We start from the raw sequence: 21,976 nt of genomic DNA, 5'->3' as shown, positions 1-21,976 counted from the left end.
CCGGGTCAGAGGAGGCCGAGCTTGGACGCCTCGTACACCGCCTCGGCCCGGCGGCTGACGCCCAGCTTCCGCAGGATGTTGCCCACGTGGAACTTGGCGGTGGTGTCGGAGATGTAGAGCCGGTGGCCGATGGCACGGTTCGACAGCCCGTGCGCGAGCAGCTCCAGCACCTCCAGCTCGCGGGCGGTGAGCTCGGAGTCGTCGCTGGTCACCGGCATGTTCACGCCACGGATCATCGCCGCCGCGGAACGCGCGTCGAAGGCGCTCCCGCCGCTCGCGACGTCCCGGATGGCGCGGACCAGCCCGGTGGTGTCGACGTCCTTGACGACATAGCCGCGGGCGCCGGCGCGGATCGCCTGCATCACCAGCTGCTCGTCCAGGAACGTCGTCAGCACGAGGATCAGCGCCTCCGGGTGCCGCTGAGTCAGCGCGGCGCACAGCTCGAGCCCCTCGGCGTCCGAGGACGAGGAGAGCTTGAGGTCGAGGAGCACGATGTCCGGGCGAGCGCTGTTGACCCGGGCCAGCGCCTCGGCCGCCGTCGCCGCCTCCGCGACGACCCGGAGGCCGGGCTCGCGCTCGAGGATCGAGCGCAGACCCTGACGGACGATCGCGTGATCATCGACCAGCAGTACGTCGATGCCTGCTGTGGCCCCGGTCTGTGCCCCGGTCTGGGCCGCGGCCTGGGCCGGGGCCGCCAGGGGTGGGCTGAGCGTGTTCATGGGTTCCTCCTCGAAGCGGCTACTGCGGGTCCTCGATGAGCCCGCAGATCGTTCCTCGGCCGCGATCCACGACCGGCAGCGGCACCCGGAGCTCCACCCGTACGCCGCCGAGGTGCGAGCGCCGGAACGCGACGGTGCCGCCGAGCTCGCTGATCCGGGTCTCGATGTTGGCCAGGCCCCGGTGCCTGCCGTCGATCGAGGCGCCGCGCTCGAGCCGCAGCTTCCGGGCGAGCAGGCCCGGATCCCCGCGGCCGTCGTCGGCGACCCCGACGTAGAGCTCGTGCTTGCGGTAGCGGAGCCGGAGCACCGCCTGGCTGGCCTCGGCGTGGATCGCCACGTTGAAGAGCGCCTCGCCGACCGCGCGGGCGATGTCGTGCTTGGCCTCCGCGGGCATCGGGCAGACCTCGCCCTCCACCCGCACCGACACGTCCAGATGCGGACGGTGGTGCTCGGCGACCTCGTGCAGCAGCTCGGGCAGCGACGACACCGTGTCGCGATGCGGCTGGTGCAGGGCGTAGATCGCCCGGCGGAGCTGCTCCACGGCGTCCTGGGTGAGCTTCTTCGCGGTGTTGAGGAGCTCGCCGATCCGCTCCCCGGCCGGACCCAGCTCCTCCGTCTCGCCCCGGGCGACCTCGACCGACATCCCCGCCGAGAGCACGAACTGGGTGACGCTGTCGTGCAGCTCCCGCGCGATGCGGTGGCGCTCGTGGTCGACCAGCTCGCGCTGGCGTGCCACCAGCAGCCGCTCCTCGGCCTGACGCAGCTCACGGGTGCGCTGCTCGAGGTCCCGCTCCCGGGCACCGACCTCGTCGTAGAGCCGCTGGGCGCGGCGGTGCTGGGCGAGCCCGGCCTGGTACTGCTCGGAGGTGTGCAGCGCCACCGCGGCCTCGTTGGCCAGGATCCGCAGCACCGACAGGTCCCCGGGCTCCGGGTCGTCGGCGAGCCCGTGGAGACCGACCAGGCTGCCGATCATGACGCTCTCCAGTGTCATCGGCACCCGCACCCAGCGAGCCGGCCCGGGCGCCCCGGTCGCATGGCCGGCCCGGATCGCGCCGAGCTCGCGACGTACGACTCCGGGGAGCTCCTCCTCGTCGCCGACCACCCGGCCGTCGTGACCGACGACGATGAATCTCGGCCGGGCCCCGGTCAGGTGGCCGTCGGCCAGCGCCAGGATCGTCCACTCCGCGGCGAGGTGCACCGCGGCCGCACGGGCCACCTCCTCCAGGAGCGCCCGGGGACCCTCGACCGTGCGCACCAGCGCACGCGAGATCGAGTCCATGGCACGTACGGCCTGCTGCATGCGCTCGTCGGAGCGCAGGAAGGCGCGGTAGTAGGAGCGCTTGCCGGAACGTACGCCGGTCAGTGCTGCCAGGTCGGGAGCGCTCACTGGATCGCCCTCACAGGGCTTCTCGGAAGAGCGAGTGGATCTCGGCGCGGCTCGCCGGGCGAGGGTTCGTCGTCAGGCAGGCGTCGTCGAGGGTGGTCACCGACAGGGTGTCGAGATCGGTGTCGGTCACCCCGAGGTCTCTCAGGCCTCGAGGCACGCCGACGTCGTCGGCCAGGCGCCGCACGTGGTCGGCCAGCATCTCGGCGGCGACGTCACCGGGGACGCCGTCGACCGGCAGTCCGGCGGCCCGGGCGAGGCCGACGAACCGCTCGGGGACCGAGCGCGCGTTGTAGCGGATGACGTGCGGGAGCAGGACCCCGTTGACCACACCGTGCGGAGCGTCGAGCAGCCCGCCGACCTGGTGGCTCATCGCGTGGGTCGCGCCGAGGATCGCGTTGGTGAAGGCCAGGCCCGCCTGCAGGCTCGCCTGCGCCATCATCGCGCGATGCTCCATCGAGGTCGGGTCGGTGACGGTCGAGCGCAGGTGCCGGCAGACGAGCGCGACCGAGCTCATCGCGTGCCCGTCGGCCAGCGGGTTGTGCGCCAGCGAGACGTACGACTCGATGCCGTGGGTCAGCGCGTCCAGGCCGGTCGCGGCGTTGAGCGCCTCCGGCATCGTGGTCAGCAGGCGGGGGTCGGTGATCGAGACGTCGGGCACCAGGGCGCGACCCATGATCGTGATCTTCACCCGGCGGTCGGTGTCGGTGACGATGCAGAACTGGGAGACGTCGGCGCCGGTCCCCGAGGTGCTCGGGATCATCAGCATCGGCGGGATCGGCCGGGCGATCTGGTCGATCCCGGCGTAGTCGAGGATGTCGCCGCCGTTGCCCGAGAGCACCGCGACACCCTTCGCGGCATCCATGCAGGAGCCGCCGCCGATGGCCACGATGACGTCGGCCTCGGCCTCGACGTACCTCTCGTAGGCGCGGCGTACCTCGTGGTCCTTGGGGTTCGGCGTGACCTCGGTCCACAGCACCGGGACGAGCCCTTCGGCCCGGAGCAGCCGGAGCAGCTCGTCGACCCAGCCGGCCTCGACGATGCCGGGATCGCTGACGACGAACGGTCGTCTGGCCCCGAGCCGGGCAGCGGCGTAGCCGGCCTCCTCGAGCGAGTTGTGCCCGAAGACCACCTCGGGAGCCTGGAACTTCACCACCTGGTCGAGCGGCGCAGCGGCAGGCGGGACCTGCTCCTGCCGAGGAGCCACCTCCCAGCTGCGTGCCATCACCGCCGTCGTCGGCGCCATTCCAGCGGTCATCTCAGAGACCGACCTCGCGGTCCAGGCGGGCGATCTGACCGTCGGCGAGGGCCAGCAACGGCGAGCCGGAGGGCAGCAGGGTCCGGAGCCGGAGCCACATCTCGTAGTCGTCGGCGCCCCACGCCGACCGGGTCCACGTCGAGACCAGGTCGGGCTGGCCCGACTGCAGCACCGCCGCGCGTAGCTGCTGCGCCAGCGTCTCGCGGAGCCGGACCACGCCCGGCGCGACCGAACGCGGCAGGATCGGGCCGCGATAGCAGCGGAGCGCGCCGGCGACGTCGCCGACCGCCAGCCGTGCCTCGACGCCCAGCCAGTCGCCGGTCACCTCGGTCGTGAGCCGGTAGGGCCGCGAGGCGAGGAACTCCTCCCCGAGCAGGTTGCGCAGCCGGTTCAGCTCGGCGCGGAGCGTCGAGGAGCCGCCGTCGTCCTCGTACAGGAGGACCGCGAGCTCGTCGCCCGAGAGTCCGCGCGGGGCGCTGGCGAGGAGCAGGAAGATCTCGCTGTGGCGTGGGGAGAGCCGCAGCTGCGCGCGATGCCCGCGGCCGTCGTCGATCGACAGCAGCAGGTCCTGGCGGCCCAGGGTCTCGACGGCGATGCGTGCCCAGCCGGGCCGGGTCTCGGGCGGCCTCGGCAGCAGCTGCTCGCGGGCGAGCTCGGACTCCGCGAGCCTCGCGGCGGCGCGCACCATCGCCATCGTCTGGGGTACGACGATGGAGTCTCCGCCGGTGATGTCGAGCACGCCGAGCAGGCGCGAGTCGCCCGGGTCGTGGATCGGGGTGGCGGCGCAGCTCCACTGCTGCACCGAGCGCCGGAAGTGCTCGGCGGCGACGACGCTGGTCGGCCGGTCGAGCCGGAGCGCGAGCCCGGGCGCGTTCGTGCCGGCCAGGCGCTCGTCCCAGTTGCTCCCCTCGACGAAGCCGATCCGCTCCGCGCGGCGGAGCGCCGCCGGGGCACCGCACACCCAGAGCAGCTGACCGGCCTCGTCCGAGACGGCCATGATCGCGTCGCAGTCGCGCGCCGCCTGCCCGAGCACGTCATCGAGGAGCGGGAACACGCGAGCCAGCGGGTGGGCCGCGCGGATGTCCCGGAGCTGGTCCTCGGGCAGGGTGATCGGCGCGGACGTGTCGTCCGCGGTCACCCCGGCGGCAGCGGATCGGTGCCACGAGTCCGCCACGGCTGCACGCATGGAGGGGCTCTGCTTCGTGTCGTTCATCCGGACCTCCTCAAGTGATGAGGGTCACATTTGAAGGTTGCATTCACGTTGCATCGGTCGCGCAACGTTGCTGCAACCTCAGCGTTCCTAGCGTCTGTGACCACGATCACGCCCCAATGCCTGACTTTGCCTGAGGAGAATTCCCGATGACCGTATACACAGCTCCCGGCCAGCCCGACTCGCTGGTCACCGTCCAAGGCCGCTACGGCCACTACATCGGTGGCGCCTGGGTCGACCCGGTCAAGGGTGCCTACTTCGAGAACATCTCGCCGGTGAACGGCAAGCCGTTCACCGAGATCGCCCGGGGCACGGCCGAGGACATCGAGGCCGCCCTGGACGCCGCACATGCTGCCGCTCCGTCGTGGGGGAAGACCTCGACGACGGAGCGGGCCAACATCCTGCTCAAGATCGCCGACGTGATGGAGGAGAACCTCACCGCGATCGCCGTCGCCGAGACCTGGGAGAACGGCAAGCCGGTCCGCGAGACGCTGGCCGCCGACATCCCGCTCGCCATCGACCACTTCCGCTACTTCGCCGGCGTGCTGCGTGCCCAGGAGGGCACCATCGGTGAGATCGACGAGAACACCGTGGCGTACCACTTCCACGAGCCGCTGGGCGTCGTCGGCCAGATCATCCCGTGGAACTTCCCGATCCTGATGGCGGTCTGGAAGCTCGCCCCGGCGCTCGCCGCAGGCAACTGCGTCGTCCTGAAGCCGGCCGAGCAGACCCCCTGGTCGATCCTCAAGCTCGTCGAGCTGGTCGGCGACCTGCTGCCCGCCGGAGTGCTCAACGTCGTCAACGGCTTCGGCGTCGAGGCCGGCAAGCCGCTGGCCTCCTCGCCGCGCGTCGCCAAGGTCGCCTTCACCGGCGAGACCACGACCGGCCGCCTGATCATGCAGTACGCCAGCCAGAACATCATCCCGGTGACCCTGGAGCTCGGCGGCAAGAGCCCGAACATCTTCTTCGACTCCGTCGCCGCGGAGAAGGACGCCTTCTACGACAAGGCGCTCGAGGGCTTCACGATGTTCGCCCTCAACCAGGGCGAGGTCTGCACCTGCCCGTCGCGTGCGCTCGTCCAGCGCTCGATCTACTCCGACTTCGTCGGCGACGCCATCGCCCGGGTCGAGAAGATCAAGCAGGGCAACCCGCTCGACGACACCACGATGATCGGCGCCCAGGCCAGCAACGACCAGCTCGAGAAGATCCTGTCCTACATCGAGATCGGCAAGGACGAGGGCGCCAAGGTCCTCACCGGTGGCGAGCGGACCATTCTCGAGGGCGACCTCGCCGAGGGCTACTACGTGCAGCCGACCGTCTTCGAGGGTGACAACTCGATGCGGATCTTCCAGGAGGAGATCTTCGGACCGGTCGTGTCGCTGACCGGCTTCGACGACGAGGCCGACGCGCTCAAGGTCGCCAACGACACCCTGTACGGCCTCGGCGCCGGTGTCTGGTCGCGCGACGGGTCGCAGGCGTTCCGGGCCGGCAAGGAGATCAAGGCCGGCCGGGTCTGGACGAACTGCTACCACGCCTACCCGGCCCACGCGGCCTTCGGTGGCTACAAGCAGTCCGGCATCGGTCGCGAGACCCACAAGATGATGCTGGACCACTACCAGCAGACCAAGAACCTGCTCGTCAGCTACAGCCCCGACGCACTCGGGTTCTTCTGATGAGCGCGACCCACGCCTCCTCCCTTCCGGCGCGGGTCGCCGTGACCGACGGGGCGGCGGACCTTCTCCGCCGCCTCGTCGGTATCCACGGGCCGGTCATGTTCCACCAGTCCGGTGGATGCTGCGACGGCTCCGCCCCGATGTGCTACCCGAGCGGCGACTTCATGCTCGGCGACGCCGACATCCACCTGGGTGACCTGGACATCGGGCTGGACCAGCAGGTGCCGGTCTGGATGTCGCGCTCGCAGTTCGAGTACTGGTCGCACACCCACCTCACCATCGACGTCGTCCCCGGACGCGGCGCCGGGTTCTCCCTGGAGGCGCCCGAGGGCGTGCGGTTCCTGATCCGGTCGCGACTGTTCACCGACGACGAGGCCGCCCTGCTCGGCTAGCGCCTCCCCTTCCGCCCTCCCGAGAAAGCACGACGCCATGACCGACCTGACCATCCCCAGCAAACCGATCCGCTTCGATCCTCCGGCCGACCTGGCCGCCGCCGCCAACGTCACCGAGGAGGCGTACGCCCGGGCCGAGTCCGACGTCGAGGCCTTCTGGGCCGAGCAGGCGAAGCGGCTGACCTGGGCCGAGCCGTTCACCGAGGTGCTGGACTGGTCCGACGCACCCCACGCGCGGTGGTTCGCGGACGGGAAGCTCAACGCGGCGTACAACTGCGTCGACCGGCACGTCGAGGCCGGTCGCGGCGACAAGGTCGCCTTCCACTTCGTCGGCGAGCCCGGTGACACCCGGGACATCACCTACTCCGACCTCAAGGACGAGGTGTCCCGAGCCGCCAACGCGCTGACCGACCTCGGCGTGGTCAGCGGCGACCTGGTCGCGATCTACCTGCCGATGATCCCCGAGGCCATCGTGGCGATGCTGGCCTGCGCCCGCATCGGGGCGACCCACACCGTGGTCTTCGGTGGGTTCTCGGCCGAGGCCCTCGCCTCGCGGATCGAGGACTGCCGGGCCAAGCTGGTCATCACCTCCGACGGCGGCTACCGTCGCGGGGCTCCGTCGGCGCTGAAGCCGGCGGTCGATGCGGCCCTGGCGCGGCTGGGCGGCCAGAGCCCGGTCGAGCACGTCCTCGTCGTGCGCCGCACCGGGGAGTACGTGCCCTTCGACGACGCCACCGACCTGTGGTGGCACGACGTCGTCGACAGTGCTTCGCCCGAGCACACGCCGGAGGCGTTCGACGCCGAGCACCCGCTGTACGTCATGTACTCCTCGGGCACGACCGGGAAGCCCAAGGGCATCCTGCACACCACCGGCGGCTACCTCACGGGCGCGTCCTATACGCACCACGCCGTGTTCGACCTCGAGCCGGACACGGACGTCTACTGGTGCACCGCCGACATCGGCTGGGTCACCGGCCACAGCTACATCGTCTACGGGCCGCTCGCCAACGGCGTCACCCAGGTGCTCTACGAGGGCACTCCGGACAGCCCGCACCGGGGTCGCTGGTGGGAGATCATCGAGCGGTACGGCGTGACCCTCTTCTACACCGCACCGACGGCGATCCGGACGTTCATGAAATGGGGACGCGAGATCCCGGACAGGTACGACCTCACCTCGCTGCGGCTCCTCGGATCGGTCGGCGAGCCGATCAACCCCGAGGCGTACCTCTGGTACCGCACGGTCATCGGCGGCGACCGCTGCCCCGTCGTCGACACCTGGTGGCAGACCGAGACCGGTCAGATGATGATCAGCCCCCTCCCCGGGGTCACCTCCGGCAAGCCCGGCTCGGCGATGCGGCCGCTGCCCGGCATCGGCGCCGACGTGGTCGACGAGGAGGGTCGTTCGGTGTCGAACGGGTCGAGCGGCTACCTGGTTCTGACCAAGCCGTGGCCCGCCATGCTGCGTACGTTGTGGCAGGACGACGACCGCTTCGTCGAGACGTACTGGACTCGTTTCGCGGACCTCGGCTACTACTTCGCCGGCGACGGGGCCAAGAAGGACGAGGACGGCGACATCTGGATCCTGGGCCGCGTCGACGACGTGATGAACGTGTCCGGCCACCGCCTCTCCACGAGCGAGATCGAGTCCGCTCTGGTCTCCCACCCGCGGATCGCCGAGGCAGCCGTCGTCGGCGCCGCCGACGAGACCACCGGCCAGGCCGTCGTCGCGTACGTGATCCTGCGCTCCGGGGACGGCAACACCGGCGAGGCGCTGATCCAGGAGCTGCGCAACCATGTGGCCCGAGAGATCGGGGCCATCGCCAAGCCGCGGCAGATCACGATCGTCCCGGAGCTGCCCAAGACGCGGTCCGGGAAGATCATGCGCCGCCTGCTGCGCGATGTCGCCGAGGGCCGAGACGTCGGCGACACCACCACACTCAGCGATCCGAGCGTCATGGCCCTGATCGCAAACCGCGACACCGAAGCTGTCGGGGGATGAGATGACCGTGCCCGCCACAGGCGTCGATCCCAGGACCGTCGGGCGCAGCTGGGTCATCGTGGCCCGGCACCGCCAACCTGCGGGGACAGCGGCTCCTGCGCCCTGGGGCGAGGCGCACCTCAAGCGGATCGGCACCCAGGTGACCCTCTGCGGTGCGCCGACCCAGGGCTGGCACGCGTTCTGGCACCTGCGCTCCGAGGACATCCGCCGGTGGTGCGCCTCCTGCTCGGTCGCAGCACGCCCGACCCGCACCGTGTCAGGCTCACTGAGCACCAAGTGACCCCACCGAGAAGAGGACGATCAATGAAGACCGTGATCCGCACCTGCCGATGCCCGGAGGTGTTCCACGATCTCGGGCTGCACACCCGGGAGGGCGTGCTGCGAGGCCCGCGCTGGCTGCAGTTGCTGGCACAGCTGCTGCGCTGAAGGCGACCGAGGCACGTATCGTCCGGGTCCTGCCGGACCGACGACGGCCTCAACGCACGGGCGTCACGGAACGTACCTCGGCCGTGAAGCTGCTGCCCGCGAGGGCGGAGAGCAGGTCGGTGGCGGCGACGTCTCCGGTGACGGTGATGCGGCCGGTGCCGCGGTCGGCGGTGAGGGTGGCGATGCCGGGGAGGTCCCGGAGCCGAGCGGTGGCCTCACGGACGCATCGAGGGCAGCGCATGCCCTCGACGTACAGCTGGATGGTCTGCATGGCGGTCTCCTGGTGCCGTCGTGGCCCCGGACGGATCCGGGGCCACGAAGAGGGTCGGACTGCTAGCGGCCGGCGGGAACCGACTCGGCGGCGGTCGCGGTGCGGACCGGCTTCCAGCCGATCCCGGTGACGACCGCACCGGCGAGGGCGATGCCGGCCGCGCCGAGGAAGCCGGCTGAGAAGCCGTCTGTCATGGCGGCCAGGTCGCCGACCTGGTCGGAGCCGTACGCGGAGGCGACGACGGTCATCGCCGCCAGCCCCAGCGCGGAGCCGACCTGGTAGCTGGTGTTGACGATCCCGGCGGCGAGACCGCCCTCCTCGGGTGCGGCCGCGCCGAGCGCCGTGCTCAGCGACGGGATGAACGCCAGCGCCATGCCCGCCGCGGTGACCAGCGTCGCCGGGAGCACGTCGACGGCGAAGGTGCCGTCGGCGTCGATCCGGGAGAGCCAGACCAGGCCGATCCCGAGGACGACGAGGCCGCCGACGGTCATCGCCTTGGGTCCGTACGCGGCGGTCAGTCGCGGGGCGATGGCGACCATGCCGAGCATGATCGTCACCGTCATGGGCAGCAGGGCGGCGCCGGACTCGAAGGCACCGAGCCCGAGCACCTGCTGGAGGTAGAGGTTGATGAAGAAGAACATCGGGATCCAGGCCGCGCCGAGCAGGAGCTGGGCGATGTTGGCGGCGGCCAGGTTCGGCGCCCGGAAGATCCCCAGGCGCATCAGCGGTGCCGCCGAGCCGGCCTGCAGAGCCACGAAGGTGGCGAGCAGGGCGATGCCGACGAGACCGGCGATGAGCGTGCTGGGCGATCCCCAACCCTGCTCGGGGATGCGTACGACGGCGAACACCACCGCGGCGAGGCCCAGCGTGACGGTGAGCGCGCCGAGAACATCGATGCGGCCGCGCTGCGCCTGGCCCGCCGGCATCACGGCGGGCGTCAGGAGGAGTACGCCGAGGGCGATCGGCACGTTGATGAAGAAGACCCACGGCCAGGACAGGTACTCGGTGAGCACGCCACCGAGGAACACGCCGGCCGTGCCGCCGGCCGGGGCGGCTGCGCCGTAGAGCGCGAGCGCCTTGGTCAGCTCCTTCGGGTTCGCCCCGAAGGTCATGAACAGGAGCGTCAGTGCCGACGGTGCGATGAGCGCGGATCCGGCGCCCTGGACGGCGCGACCGACGATCTCGACCGTGACGCCGTCAGCGAGTCCGGCGACGAGGGAGCCGACTCCGAGGACCAGCCACCCGATGGCGAAGATCCGTCGGGCGCCGAGCAGGTCGGAGAGCCGGCCGCCCAGCAGAAGGAGGCCGCCGAAGGCCACCACATAGGCGTTGAACACCCAGCTGAGGTCCTGCGGGGCGAATCCGAGGTCGCGCTGTATCTCGGGGAGTGCGACTCCGATGATGGAGGTGTCCATGATGACCATGAACTGGGCGGCGGCGATGAGGCCGAGCGCGAGCCAGCGGCGGCTGTTGGCACCCGCCGCCGGGGATGCTGTGGAAGACATGGTTCTCTCTTTTCGTCAGGGCGGCCGTCCGGCCGCGTGAAAGAGAACCTGTCCCGGGTCACTGTCCCTGGACTGTCCGGCCGCCGTCTGTGCGGCCGCCGGCCAGCCGAGCCAGCGCCTCCTCGGCCCGAGCGGCGACGGCGGTCTCGCCGGCGGCGAGGCCGAGCGCGCGGGCCTCGTCGTAGCGCTCCGCCGCGGCCTCCGGCTCGGCGACCTGCTCGTGGCACCGGGCCAGTGCCAGCGTGGCCTTCGCCGTCATCGCGGGCGTCTCCAGCGTCTCGAAGCCCTGGATGGCGCTCGACAACAGCGAGATGGCGCTCGACCAGTCCTGCTGGCGCTCGGCCAGCCGGCCCCGTCCGTACGCGGCGAGGACCGACCCGGCGCGGTCGCCGACGTGACGGGACGCGAGCTCGGCGCGACGGAAGGCGTCCCGCGCTGACTCCTCGTCCCCGAGCTCGAGGTGGGTGATCCCGAGGTCGGCGAGGGCCCACTGCACGGTGTTGTGGATGCCTGCGGACGCCGCGACGTCGATGGCCTGCTCGAGCGTCCGGGCCGACTCCCGCAGGCGTCCGAAGTGCCGCAGGCCGTAGCCGAGGTGGTAGAGGACGGCGCTCTGACCCCACGGGTCGTCGAGGTGACCGAACTCGGCCGCGGTGGCCCGTCCGAGGCGTATCGCAGCCGGCTCGTCCCTGGCCTTCAGCGCGGTCTCCAGCCGGACGAAGCCGGCGACGGCGAGACCCCAACGGTCCCCCTGCTCGCGGAACCACGTCTCGGCGTCGTCCAGGAGCGCGGCGGCCTCCGGGTCCGTCCCGTTGACGCCCTCGACGGCGAGCAGCACTCGGGAGACCGCGGCACCGTCGGCGTCACCGTCCGCGAGGAAGATCGCGAGGCTCTCCCGGGCTGCCTCGGCGCAGCGCGGATGGGGGTGGACGACGCAGGCCCGGGGACGCTCGACCAGCGCCACCGCCTGGAGGGCAGCCGCCCGGGCCGCGGCCGAGCCGCGGTCCTGCTCGAGGAGCCGACGCAGGATCCGGCGGCCCTCGAGATGGCGGCCCTGGTGCCAGAAGAGCCCCAGATGACCGGCCAGGCGTAGCGCGGCGTCGATGTCGCCGGCCGGACCCTCCAGCCAGGCGATGGCCGAGCGTACGTTGGCCTGCTCGTCGACGAGGAGGAGCCTGGCCCGGGCGTCCCCCTGACCGCGCATCGCCTGTGCCGACCGCTCGGCGACCTGGGCGAAGTAGTGCGCGTGCCGGGTGGCCAGGGCGTCGTTCCGGCCGGTCTGTGCCAGCCGGTCGGCGGCGTACTCACGCAGCGTCTCGAGCATGCGATAGCGGGTGACCGGCCCGCGCTCGGCGACGATCAGGGACTGCTCGACCAGCCTGCCGACGGCGTGGATGATCTGGTTCGAGTCGGTCTCGTCGTCGGAGAGGATCTGCTCGGCAGCGGTGAGGGTCCAGCCGCCGTGGAACACGGCGAGCCCTTCGAAGACACGCTTCTCGAGGTCGTCGAGCAGGTCGTAGCTCCAGTCCACGGTCGCGCGGAGCGTGCGCTGGCGGTCCTCAGCCGTCCGCGCTCCCGAGGTGAGGAGCGTGAATCGCTGGTCGAGCCGGTCGGCGAGGTCGCTCGGGGAGAGCGTGGCCGCGCGGGCCGCGGCCAGTTCCAGTGCCAGCGGCATGCCGTCGAGCGCGCGGGCGATGCGACCGAGCGGGGCGTATGCCTCCTGGTCGGCCTCGATCCCCGGCAGGACCGTCGCGATCCGGCGGAGCAGCAGCTGTACGGAGGCGGTCGCGGCGATCGCCTCGTCGTCATCGTCCTCGCGCGGCGTCGGGAGCGGCCCGACGAGGGTCTGCACCTCGCTCGGCAGGGCGAGGGGCTCGCGGCTGGTGGCGATGACGGTGAGCCGGGGGCAGCGTGCTAGGAGCTGCTCGACCAGGGTCGCGACCGGGTCGACGAGGTGCTCGCAGTTGTCGATGACGAGGAGCAGGTGCTTGTCGGCGAGGAAGTCGGCCAGCCGTTCCTGGAGGTCGATCGCCGAGCCGTCCTGCGGCATCGCCACGGCCGCGGCGACGGCCGGCACGATGTGCTCCCGGCTGCGGATCGCGGCGAGCCGGACGAGGAAGGTGCCGTCCGGGAACCGGTCGGCGACCCGCTGCGCGGTCTGCAGGCCGAGCACGGTCTTCCCGGATCCGCCGGGGCCGACGAGGGTGGTGAGCCTGGATGTGCCGACCCGCTCACTCAGGGACGTGAGCAGCTCCTCGCGTCCGACGAGCGGGGTCAGGTCGGTCGGCAGGTTGGAGAGCCCGGGCCGGGGGCGGTGCGGACCGGTTGCGGGGGTCGACAGGGTGACCTCGCCGGAGGAGCCGAGCGACGGGTCCTGCCGGAGCACCCGTTCGTGGAGCGAGCGGAGGGAGGCCGACGGTTCCAGGCCGAGGTCGGCGTCCAGCGTCGTCCGGGTGCGGGTGAACACCTCGAGCGCGTCGGCCTGCCGGCCGGCGCGGTAGAGCGCGACCATCAGCAGTCCGGCCATCGCCTCGTGCGTCGGGTCGGTACGCAGCAGCGGCTCGAGATCGGTGACGACCTCCGCGTGCCGGCCCAGCGACAGCGCGATCTGAGCACGCTCGGCGTACGCCGTCCGGCGGAGGTCTTCGAGTCGTACGGACTCGGGCACCGCCCAGGGCTCGGTGGCGAAGTCGGCGAGCGCGTCGCCGCGCCAGAGTCCGAGCGCCGCGTCGTAGGCGTCGAGGTCGGTCTCGGTCGGGCTCCCGCCGCCGGCGACCGACGCCCGGGCCCGGCGGATCCGGCGTTCGAAGTCCTCGGCGTCGATCGTGACCGGATCGACCGCGGCCCGGTAGCCGCCGCCGTCGCGCTGAACCAGGTCGAGGCCGGCGGTCTTGAACACCCGCCGCAGCTTGGAGACCCGGAGCTGGAGGGCGTTCAACGGGTCGGCGGGCAGCGACGAGTCGGCCCACAGTCGGTCGATCAGCGCTGAGGCGGGCACGATCCGGCCGCGCGCCAGGAGCAGCACCGCGAGCAGGGCTCGCTCAGCCGACCCGGGGACCTTGACGATGTCGCCGTCGACCGCGGTCTCGAAGGGGCCGAGCAGCCCGAACCGGATGTCACGCGAGGTCGGGGTCGGCAGCACATCGAGATCGTAGTCAGACCGGGCGCAGGCGCCGATCGGATATCTGTCCGGGCCCCGACAATCCCGGGACAGTCCGCAGACAGATCGGCCGAGCAACCTCTGGCACGTCATCGAGAGTCATCGAGATTCGAGCCAGGAGAGATCACATGAACGCCATTGCCAAGGTCGGTGCGTTCGCCGGAGCCGTCGTTGCCCTCGGCGGCCTGGGTTCCGCCGTGGGTGCCTCCGTCGGCCCCGTCGGAGAGCCGGAGCGTCCGACCCACCAGAAGCACGAGGCTGCGAGCGGTGGCCACGGCGGTCACGCCGGGCACGGCGCGACGAAGGTGCCCGAGGCCACCGGACTCAATGTCAGCGAGGCCGGCTACACGCTCGACCTCGTCGAGGACCGCTACCAGCGCACAGCCGACGCCACGCTGCGGTTCCGGATCCTCGGCACCGACCACGAGCCGGTGACCCGGTTCGAGACGGCCCACGGGAAGAAGCTCCACCTCATCGTCGTACGCCGCGACGTGGCCACCTTCCAGCACGTGCACCCGGTGATGGCCGCCGACGGCACCTGGTCGGTCACCGCCGACCTGGCCGCGGCGGGGACCTACCGCGTCTTCGCCGACTTCCGGCCGGCGGCCGCGGCCGAGGGGCTGACCCTCGGTCAGGACCTCTTCGTCGCCGGCCCCCACGAGCCCGAGCCGCTGCCGCCGGCCGCCACCACCAGCACCGTCAGCCCCTACGCAGTGAAGCTGGACGGTCATCTGGTGGCCGGCCGGACCTCGCGCCTCACCCTGACCGTGGCCCGGGACGGCGAAGCCGTCACCGACCTGGAGCCCTACCTCGAGGCGTACGGGCACCTGGTCGCGCTCCGCGACGGCGACCTCGCCTACCTCCACGTCCACCCCGAAGGAGCACCCGGAGACGGGCGCACCGACCCCGGGCCGGAGATCACCTTCTCCGCCGAGGTGCCCTCGGCCGGGACGTACCGGCTGTTCCTCGACTTCAAGCACGCCGGCGAGGTGCGTACCGCTGCCTTCACCGCCGAGGCCCACTGACCCCCTGCCTGAGCAGGGTCCACCACAGAGAAAGGAAAGCACCATGTGCAGCACCACCTACACCGTTTCCGGGATGACCTGCGGCCACTGCGTCAGCTCCGTCACGGAGGAGGTCGCCCAGATCGCGGGCGTCTCCTCGGTCGACGTCGACCTGGCCACCGGCCAGGTGACCGTCACCTCCGCGAACGAGCTCGACCGCGTGCAGGTTCAGCGCGCGGTCGAGGAGGCCGGCTACCAGCTCGCCGGCTGAGCCACCCGCGTCGGCTCCCTGTGAGCGGGGAGCCGACGCGCACCACGATCACCCACCCGAAGGACACCAGTGATGACCGTCTCCGGAACCTCTACCCCCACGACCGACTTCGAGCTCGAGATCAACGGCATGACCTGCGCGTCGTGCGCGAACCGCATCGAGCGCAAGCTCAACAAGCTCGACGGTGTCGCCGCCACCGTCAACTACGCGACCGAGAAGGCGAAGATCTCCGTCGCCGCGGACAGCACCGACATCGACGCGAGCGTGTTGATCGCGACGGTCGAGAGCGCTGGGTACGGCGCCAAGGAGCCCCGACACGAGGCGGCTCCTTCGAATGCCTCCGCCGACGCCGACGTCACGGACCCGGTCGCCCTCCTCAAGCGGCGGCTGCTGGTCTCGACCCTGCTCACCGTCCCGGTGGTGCTGCTGGCGATGGTGCCGGCGCTGCAGTTCGAGAGCTGGCAGTGGCTCTCGCTCACGCTCGCCGCACCGGTCGTCGTCTGGGGCGCGGCGCCGTTACACCGGGCAGCCTGGACCAACGCCCGCCACGGTGCGGCGACCATGGACACCCTGGTCTCCATCGGCACCCTGGCCGCCTTCGGCTGGTCCCTGTACGCCCTCTTCCTCGGCACCGCCGGCGAGCCCGGCATGACCCACGCGTTCAGCTTCGCCATCGAGCGCACCGACGGGCTCGGCAACATCTACCTCGAGGCGGCGGCCGGGGTCACGACGTTCATCCTCGCCGGCCGCTACTTCGAGGCCAGGTCCAAGCGCCGCGCGGGCGCCGCCCTGACCGCGCTCCTCGAGCTCGGCGCGAAGGAGGTGGCCGTCCTCCGGGACGAGGTGGAGACCCGGATCCCGATCGACGAGCTCGCCGTCGGCGACCTGTTCGTCGTACGTCCCGGGGAGAAGATCGCCACCGACGGCATCGTCGAAGACGGGTCCTCCGCGATCGACGCGGCCATGCTGACCGGCGAGTCGGTGCCGGTCGAGGTCGGACCCGGTGACGGTGTCACCGGTGCCACCGTGAACGCCGGCGGGCGCATCGTCGTCCGGGCGACCCGGGTCGGTGCCGACACCCAGCTCGCCCAGATGGCGCGCCTGGTCGAGGAGGCGCAGACCGGCAAGGCGGCGGCTCAGCGGCTCGCCGACCGCATCTCGGGGATCTTCGTACCCATCGTGATCGCCCTCTCGGCCATCACCCTCGGATTCTGGCTCGGCGCCGGCGCGGGGACCGCCACCGCCTTCACCGCGGCGGTCGCGGTGCTGATCATCGCCTGCCCGTGCGCGCTCGGTCTGGCCACTCCCACGGCGCTGATGGTCGGAACCGGACGTGGCGCCCAGCTCGGCATCCTGATCAAGGGACCGGAGGTGCTCGAGAGCACCCGCAGGATCGACACCATCGTGCTCGACAAGACCGGCACGGTCACCACCGGCAGCATGACCCTGACCGACGTCATCGCCGCGCCCGGCGAGGAGGTCGACGAGATCGCGCGGCTGGCCGGCGCCCTCGAGTACGCCTCGGAGCACCCGATCGCCCGGGCGATCGCCGCCGGGGCCGAGGCCCGCGTCGGCACCCTGCCCGCGGCCGAGGACTTCGCCAACGTCCCGGGCCTGGGTGTCCAGGGCATCGTCGAGGGCCACGCGGTCCTCGTCGGCCGGGTCCGCCTGCTCGAGGAGTGGAGCCAGTACCTGCCCGAGGACCTCGCGTCCGCGATGGCTACGGCCGAGAGCGAGGGCCGCACCGCCGTCGCCGTCGGCTGGGACGGACAGGCGCGCGGCGTCCTGGTCGTCAACGACGTGATCAAGGCGACCTCAGCCGAGGCGATCGCCGAGTTCCAGCGCCTGGGCCTGACCCCGGTCCTGCTCACCGGCGACAACGAGACCGTGGCTCGGAGCGTTGCCGCCGAGGTCGGGATCCCGGTCTCCGCGGACACCGTCATCGCCGAGGTTCTCCCCGAGGACAAGGTCGCGGTGGTCCGTCGCCTGCAGGAGGAGGGCCGTGTCGTGGCGATGGTGGGGGATGGTGTCAACGACGCGCCGGCGCTCGCCCAGGCCGACCTCGGCCTCTCGATGGGCACCGGCACCGACGTCGCCATCCAGGCCAGCGACCTGACCCTGGTCCGTGGAGACCTGCGGGTCGCGGCCGACGCGATCCGACTCTCCCGCCGGACCCTGGCGACCATCAAGGGCAACCTGTTCTGGGCGTTCGCCTACAACGTCGCCGCGATCCCGCTGGCCGTCGCCGGACTGCTCAACCCGATGCTCGCCGGTGCCGCGATGGCCTTCTCGTCGGTGTTCGTGGTGAGCAACAGCCTCCGGCTGCGCCGCTTCCGCTGATCCCACCGCCGACAACCCACCGATCGCCGAGTCGGCTCGTCATGACGCGCCGACTCGGCGTGGTTTTGCGTCAGGACGCGCCGACTCGGCATCCGGAGCCATGTCCAGCGGTTTCCTAGGCTCCTGACATGGACCATCGGGTAATGCTGATCGTCGGGGTGGCGCTGGCGATCATGATCGCGGCGTCGGTGTTCGCGCGGCGTACGGGAGTGGCGGCGCCGCTGCTGCTCGTGGGGCTCGGGATCGGGGCGAGCTATCTGCCGGGGGCACCGGCGATCGAGCTCGATCCGGAGTGGATCCTGGCCGGCGTACTGCCGCCGTTGCTCTACTCCTCCGCGGTGAACCTGCCGGTGATCGACTTCCGGCGGAACCTCCGGCTGATCAGCTGGCTCTCGGTCGTGATGGTGATCGTCTCCGCGCTGGTGATCGGGGCGGTCGTCCACTGGCTGTTCCCGGAGATCTCCTTCCCGCTCGCGGTCGCGCTCGGGGCGGTCGTCAGTCCCACCGACGCGGTGGCGGCGACGGCGATCGGGCGCCGGGTCGGGCTGCCACCGCGGGTGATGACGGTGCTGGAGGGCGAGAGCCTGGTCAACGACGCCTCGGCCCTCGTCGTCCTCCGGACGGCGGTCGCGGGGATCGCGGCGGCCAGCTCGTTCTCGCTGGGACGTACGGCGCTGGAGTTCGGCTGGGCGGTGCTGGGCGCGCTCGTGATCGGCGGCGTGGTCGGCTGGCTCACCGTCCTGCTCCGCCAGCGCCTGGACGACCCGGTGCTCAACACCACGATCTCGTTCGCGGTGCCGTTCATCGCCTACTTCCCGGCCGAGGAGCTGAACGCGTCCGGCGTGCTCGCCGTCGTCGTCGCCGGGCTGGTGACGGGTGGCCTCGGCAGCCGCCGGTTCAGCGCCCGCGACCGACAGACCCAGACGACCACCTGGGCGACCTTCAACTTCATCCTGGAGAGCGGCGTCTTCCTGGCGATGGGCTACCAGCTGCCCGACTTCGTCGATGCCGCCCAGGGCGAGACCACCCTGGGCGAGATGGCCGGGCTGGTCGCGATCGTGGTCGGCCTGCTGATCCTGCTCCGGTTCGCCGGGCTCGCCGGGCCCGCCCTCCGCGACCGGGAGGAGAGCAAGGAGCAGGTACGTGCCCGCCTGGACCAGTTCGAGGAGAAGATCGAGTCGCTGACCCCGGCCGACGACCGGGAGGACGCCCGGATCACCTCGGCCCGCAGACGGCTGGCCAGAGGTCGGGCAGACATCGACTTCGAGGAGCGGGAGCCGATCACGAAGCGCGGCTTCCTGACGATCGGCTGGGCCGGGATGCGCGGCGTCGTCACGGTCGCCGCCGCCCAGACGATCCCGGTCGGCACCTCCCACCGTGCGACCGTCGTGCTCGCCGCGTTCCTGGTCGCGCTGATCACCCTGGTGCTCTTCGGCCTCACCCTCCCGGCGGTGATCCGCCGGATGCGGTTCTCCCCCGAGAGCGCCAAGGAGAGGCACAACGCGTTCCGCGCCCTGCTGCGTCAGGTCGGGGAGTCGGCGGTCGACACCCTCGGACCGCTGGAGTCGCAGACCATCGACGGCGAGCCGATCGACCCGCAGCTGGTGACGAAGCTGAAGGACCGCATCCTCCCGCGCGTGCTCGCGGGCGTACGCGACACCCCGAGGCTCAAGCCCGCGGTGATGGAGCAGACGATGATCCTCCAGCTGCGCTACCTCGACGCGATGCGTGACGCACTCGCCGCCGAGCGCGGCATCGGGGCGTACAGCTCGCAGACCTACCGCAAGGTCGAGTCACTCCTCGACGACATGGAGAAGCGGCTCGAGGTGTGAGTCAGTCCAGGCGGGCGTCGTAGTCGCGTCGCTGCTGATCGATGAGCGGGTTGTGCCGGATCGCCCACTCGGCCAAGGAGACCGCGGGACCGACCAGCGTCCTGCCCATGTCGGTCAGCTCGTACTCCACCCGCGGCGGCACCTCGGGGTAGCTGGTGCGTGCCACCAGCCCGTCGCGCTCGAGGTGGCGCAGGGTGAGCGTGAGCATGCGCTGGGAGACGCCCGGGACGTGCCGCTTCAGATCGCCGAACCGCATCCGACCGCCGTCCAGGGTGGCGATCACCAGCAGACTCCACTTGTCCCCGATGCGATCCAGGATGCCGCGGATCGCGCGTCCGCCATCGCCCCTGATCAGGCAGGCCTTCTCGTAGTCCGACACGCTCTGCTCCCGCCGCTCCTCAGGCACACCGATGTGCCTTTTGTACGCCCCTCGAAACCCGTCCATGCTGGGTGGTCATTGCTCAGTTACTCATCGTAACCAAAGGAGTTCGACATGGCTGTCGCGTACTGGATCGTCGCCGCGCTGCTCGCTGCCTTCTATCTCTATTCGGGCGGGATCAAGGTGGTTCGGAGCCAGGAGCAGCTGGCGCCGATGATGGCGTGGGCCGGCACCTCGATCCCGATGGCGGGAGTCCGGGCGATCGGTGCGGTGGAGATCGCCGGCGCTCTGGGGCTGATCCTCCCGCCGCTGACCGGCATCGCCCCCGGCCTGGCGGTCTGGGCGGCGGGCGGGCTGGCCGTGGTGCAGGTGCTCGCCGCGATCTTCCATCTCTCGCGCGGAGAGCGTGGGGACCTGTGGCTCAACGGTGTGCTGGTCGTGGTCGCCCTGGCCGCGCTGTTCCTGGCCGTCGGTCGCTAGCTCGGGGTCGTCCGGGTCGGATCTCACCGTCGTGACGGTTACCTTGGCGTCTGCGGAGCCGTCATCACCATGACGGAGTTTCCGCGAGGAAGGTAACGACATGACCGGATCAGGTCCACACGAAGCGACGGCGGAGGCCTTCGAGCAGCAGCGGGAGCGCCTGGTGGCGGTCGCGTACCGGATGCTCGGGTCGAGGGCGGACGCCGAGGACGCGGTGCAGGAGGCGTGGATCCGGCTGTCCCGGCAGGACGAGGCCTCGATCGACAACCTGGCCGGCTGGCTGACGACCGTGGTGGGGAGGGTCTGCATCGACGTGCTCCGCTCGCGGAGGACCCGGCCGGAGCTGTCGTACGAGGACCGGCTGCCGGAGCTCGTGGTGGCCGTCGACGGTGGAGCAGCACCCGAGGACGACGCGATGCTCGCCGAGTCGGTCGGGCTGGCACTGCTCGTCGTGCTCGACTCGCTCACGCCCACCGAGCGGCTGGCGTTCGTCCTGCATGACATGTTCGCGGTGCCCTTCGCCGAGATCGGCGAGATCATCGGCCGGTCCACCGATGCGACCAAGATGCTCGCCAGCCGGGCTCGCCGGAAGGTGCAGGGCACCCCGCTGCCGCAGGATGAGCCGCGGCGCCAGCGTGCCGTGGTCGACGCATTTCTCGCCGCGTCACGGGACGGGGACTTCGAAGGGCTCGTCGCCCTGCTCGATCCGAACGTGACCTGGCGGACGTACCACCCGAAGGGCGTGCTGACCACGGTCGGCGCAGCCGAGGTGGCCGAACCGGTCCTGCGCGGCGCCCGCTCGATGACCTCGACGCTCCCGGTCCGCGTCAACGGCGAGCCCGGGTTCGTGGCCTGGGGCGCCCACGGCAAGGTGCTCGGCCTGGTGGTGTGCACCGTGGTCGAGGGGCGGATCGTCGAGCTGGTGACCGTGAGCGACCGCATGCGCCTCGACGCCATGGATCTGCCCCCGCGACCCGAGTAGCGCGCCCGTCGTCGCCCCGGGTTGTTACCTCGTTGACAACGGCTCCGTCGTACTGGTGCAAGCATCCGAAGACGAAGGAGACCCAAGATGGAAAGCCGGATCAACCCGATGGGCAACGAGATCGGGGCCGCGTGGGCGAAGCACATCATCTCGTCGAACAAGATCATCGCCGGCTCGACATTGCCGAAGGCGGTGCAGGAGCTGGTGAAGATCCGCGCCAGCCAGGTCAACGGCTGCGGCGGCTGCCTCGACATGCACACCAAGGACGCCGCGGCCGCCGGTGAGAGCGCGATGCGGATCAACCTGGTGGGGGCATGGCGGGAGACGACCGTCTACACCGAGGCGGAGCGGGCGGCGCTGGAGCTCACCGATCAGGGCACTCGCCTCGCCGACTCCAGCGGCGTCACCGATGAGGCGTGGGCGAACGCGGCGAAGCACTTCGACGAGGACCAGCTGATGGCCCTGGTCGGACTGACCTGCCTGATCAACGCCTTCAACCGTCTCAACGTGATCACCCGGACTCCCGGCGGCGAGTATCAGCCCGGGCAGTACGCCTGACCCGACGTGCCTCGGCTCGCGGCGGGCCCCGCCGGGGCCGCCCCCGCCCCACAACAGATAGATTGTGTCCACGCGCAGTAACAAAAAAAAACCCCAATGGGTCAGGGCCCGGCAGGATGGCCGCCCCAAACAC

The 21,976-nt window shown here is 71.1% G+C and carries 20 protein-coding genes; 12 read left to right on the top strand and 8 right to left on the bottom strand.

Features of this window, described 5'->3' with window-relative positions; genetic code table 11:
* Positions 1–5: 5 nt before the first annotated feature.
* From ABT304_RS18810 to ABT304_RS18795, 4 genes are read right to left on the bottom strand one after another with little or no spacing between them, the layout of a single operon-like run.
* A complete protein-coding gene (locus ABT304_RS18810; protein ID WP_350717447.1) occupies positions 6–719 on the bottom strand; it encodes a MadR family response regulator transcription factor in 714 nt (237 codons plus the stop codon).
* A gap of 19 nt (positions 720–738) precedes the next feature.
* Positions 739–2,106 (bottom strand): MadS family sensor histidine kinase, encoded by a 1,368-nt coding sequence (locus ABT304_RS18805; RefSeq protein ID WP_350717445.1) that lies wholly within the window; start codon positions 2,104–2,106, stop codon positions 739–741.
* Positions 2,107–2,116: 10 nt separating this feature from the next.
* Positions 2,117–3,361: an iron-containing alcohol dehydrogenase gene (locus tag ABT304_RS18800; protein ID WP_350717443.1), complete on the bottom strand. Its 1,245-nt coding sequence runs from the start codon at positions 3,359–3,361 to the stop codon at positions 2,117–2,119.
* A gap of 1 nt (position 3,362) precedes the next feature.
* Entirely contained in the window at positions 3,363–4,574 is a 1,212-nt protein-coding gene (locus ABT304_RS18795; protein ID WP_350717442.1) for a helix-turn-helix domain-containing protein, read from the bottom strand.
* A gap of 146 nt (positions 4,575–4,720) precedes the next feature.
* Between ABT304_RS18795 and exaC the strand changes: the two genes are divergently transcribed.
* From exaC to ABT304_RS18770, 5 genes are read left to right on the top strand one after another with little or no spacing between them, the layout of a single operon-like run.
* Entirely contained in the window at positions 4,721–6,244 is a 1,524-nt protein-coding gene (exaC, locus tag ABT304_RS18790) for an acetaldehyde dehydrogenase ExaC (RefSeq protein WP_350717440.1), read from the top strand.
* Complete coding sequence (locus tag ABT304_RS18785; protein ID WP_141802077.1) at positions 6,244–6,636, top strand: DUF779 domain-containing protein; 393 nt, start codon at positions 6,244–6,246, stop codon at positions 6,634–6,636. Before exaC ends, ABT304_RS18785 begins: the two co-directional genes overlap by 1 nt.
* Positions 6,637–6,673: 37 nt before the next feature.
* Positions 6,674–8,635, top strand: a complete 1,962-nt coding sequence (gene acs, locus ABT304_RS18780) for an acetate--CoA ligase (RefSeq protein WP_350717438.1) — start codon at positions 6,674–6,676, stop codon at positions 8,633–8,635.
* Positions 8,636–8,642: 7 nt separating this feature from the next.
* Complete coding sequence (locus tag ABT304_RS18775) at positions 8,643–8,915, top strand: hypothetical protein (RefSeq protein ID WP_350717436.1); 273 nt, start codon at positions 8,643–8,645, stop codon at positions 8,913–8,915.
* 23 nt (positions 8,916–8,938) lie between these two features.
* Positions 8,939–9,061: a hypothetical protein gene (locus ABT304_RS18770; protein WP_350662686.1), complete on the top strand. Its 123-nt coding sequence runs from the start codon at positions 8,939–8,941 to the stop codon at positions 9,059–9,061.
* Between the two features lie 49 nt (positions 9,062–9,110).
* On the opposite strand, the gene ABT304_RS18765 is transcribed toward ABT304_RS18770, so the two are convergent.
* The 3 genes from ABT304_RS18765 to ABT304_RS18755 form a co-directional block, all read right to left on the bottom strand.
* Complete coding sequence (locus ABT304_RS18765) at positions 9,111–9,332, bottom strand: heavy-metal-associated domain-containing protein (RefSeq protein ID WP_350717434.1); 222 nt, start codon at positions 9,330–9,332, stop codon at positions 9,111–9,113.
* Between the two features lie 62 nt (positions 9,333–9,394).
* Positions 9,395–10,837: an MFS transporter gene (locus ABT304_RS18760; RefSeq protein ID WP_350717432.1), complete on the bottom strand. Its 1,443-nt coding sequence runs from the start codon at positions 10,835–10,837 to the stop codon at positions 9,395–9,397.
* A gap of 58 nt (positions 10,838–10,895) precedes the next feature.
* The gene (locus tag ABT304_RS18755) at positions 10,896–13,979 is read right to left on the bottom strand and encodes an ATP-binding protein (RefSeq protein ID WP_350717430.1); all 3,084 of its coding nucleotides are present in this window, start codon (positions 13,977–13,979) and stop codon (positions 10,896–10,898) included.
* Positions 13,980–14,125: 146 nt separating this feature from the next.
* On the opposite strand from ABT304_RS18755, the gene ABT304_RS18750 reads away from it, so the two are divergent.
* From ABT304_RS18750 to ABT304_RS18735, 4 genes are all read left to right on the top strand, one after another.
* Entirely contained in the window at positions 14,126–15,022 is an 897-nt protein-coding gene (locus tag ABT304_RS18750) for a DUF8832 domain-containing protein (RefSeq protein ID WP_350717428.1), read from the top strand.
* A 43-nt stretch (positions 15,023–15,065) separates the two neighbouring features.
* A complete protein-coding gene (locus ABT304_RS18745) occupies positions 15,066–15,272 on the top strand; it encodes a heavy-metal-associated domain-containing protein (protein WP_350717426.1) in 207 nt (68 codons plus the stop codon).
* A 72-nt stretch (positions 15,273–15,344) separates the two neighbouring features.
* Positions 15,345–17,612, top strand: coding sequence for a heavy metal translocating P-type ATPase (locus ABT304_RS18740; RefSeq protein WP_350717424.1), 2,268 nt, complete (start codon positions 15,345–15,347; stop codon positions 17,610–17,612).
* A gap of 128 nt (positions 17,613–17,740) precedes the next feature.
* Positions 17,741–19,444 (top strand): cation:proton antiporter, encoded by a 1,704-nt coding sequence (locus ABT304_RS18735; protein WP_350717422.1) that lies wholly within the window; start codon positions 17,741–17,743, stop codon positions 19,442–19,444.
* A gap of 1 nt (position 19,445) precedes the next feature.
* Here ABT304_RS18735 and ABT304_RS18730 read toward each other — a convergent pair whose 3' ends face one another.
* Positions 19,446–19,850 carry a winged helix-turn-helix transcriptional regulator gene (locus ABT304_RS18730; RefSeq protein ID WP_350717420.1) on the bottom strand — a complete coding sequence of 135 codons (405 nt, stop codon included), beginning with the start codon at positions 19,848–19,850 and terminating at the stop codon, positions 19,446–19,448.
* A gap of 87 nt (positions 19,851–19,937) precedes the next feature.
* On the opposite strand from ABT304_RS18730, the gene ABT304_RS18725 reads away from it, so the two are divergent.
* From ABT304_RS18725 to ABT304_RS18715, 3 genes are all read left to right on the top strand, one after another.
* Entirely contained in the window at positions 19,938–20,303 is a 366-nt protein-coding gene (locus ABT304_RS18725) for a DoxX family protein (RefSeq protein ID WP_350717418.1), read from the top strand.
* Between the two features lie 100 nt (positions 20,304–20,403).
* Positions 20,404–21,285 (top strand): sigma-70 family RNA polymerase sigma factor, encoded by an 882-nt coding sequence (locus ABT304_RS18720; RefSeq protein WP_350717416.1) that lies wholly within the window; start codon positions 20,404–20,406, stop codon positions 21,283–21,285.
* A gap of 87 nt (positions 21,286–21,372) precedes the next feature.
* Entirely contained in the window at positions 21,373–21,843 is a 471-nt protein-coding gene (locus ABT304_RS18715; protein WP_350717415.1) for a carboxymuconolactone decarboxylase family protein, read from the top strand.
* Positions 21,844–21,976 lie beyond the last annotated feature (133 nt).

The sequence above is a fragment of the Nocardioides sp. NPDC000445 genome (assembly GCF_040300245.1).
GTDB lineage: Bacteria > Actinomycetota > Actinomycetes > Propionibacteriales > Nocardioidaceae > Nocardioides.
Note: the sequence above shows the minus strand (reverse complement) of the source record. Positions and strands in the feature narration are given on the sequence as shown.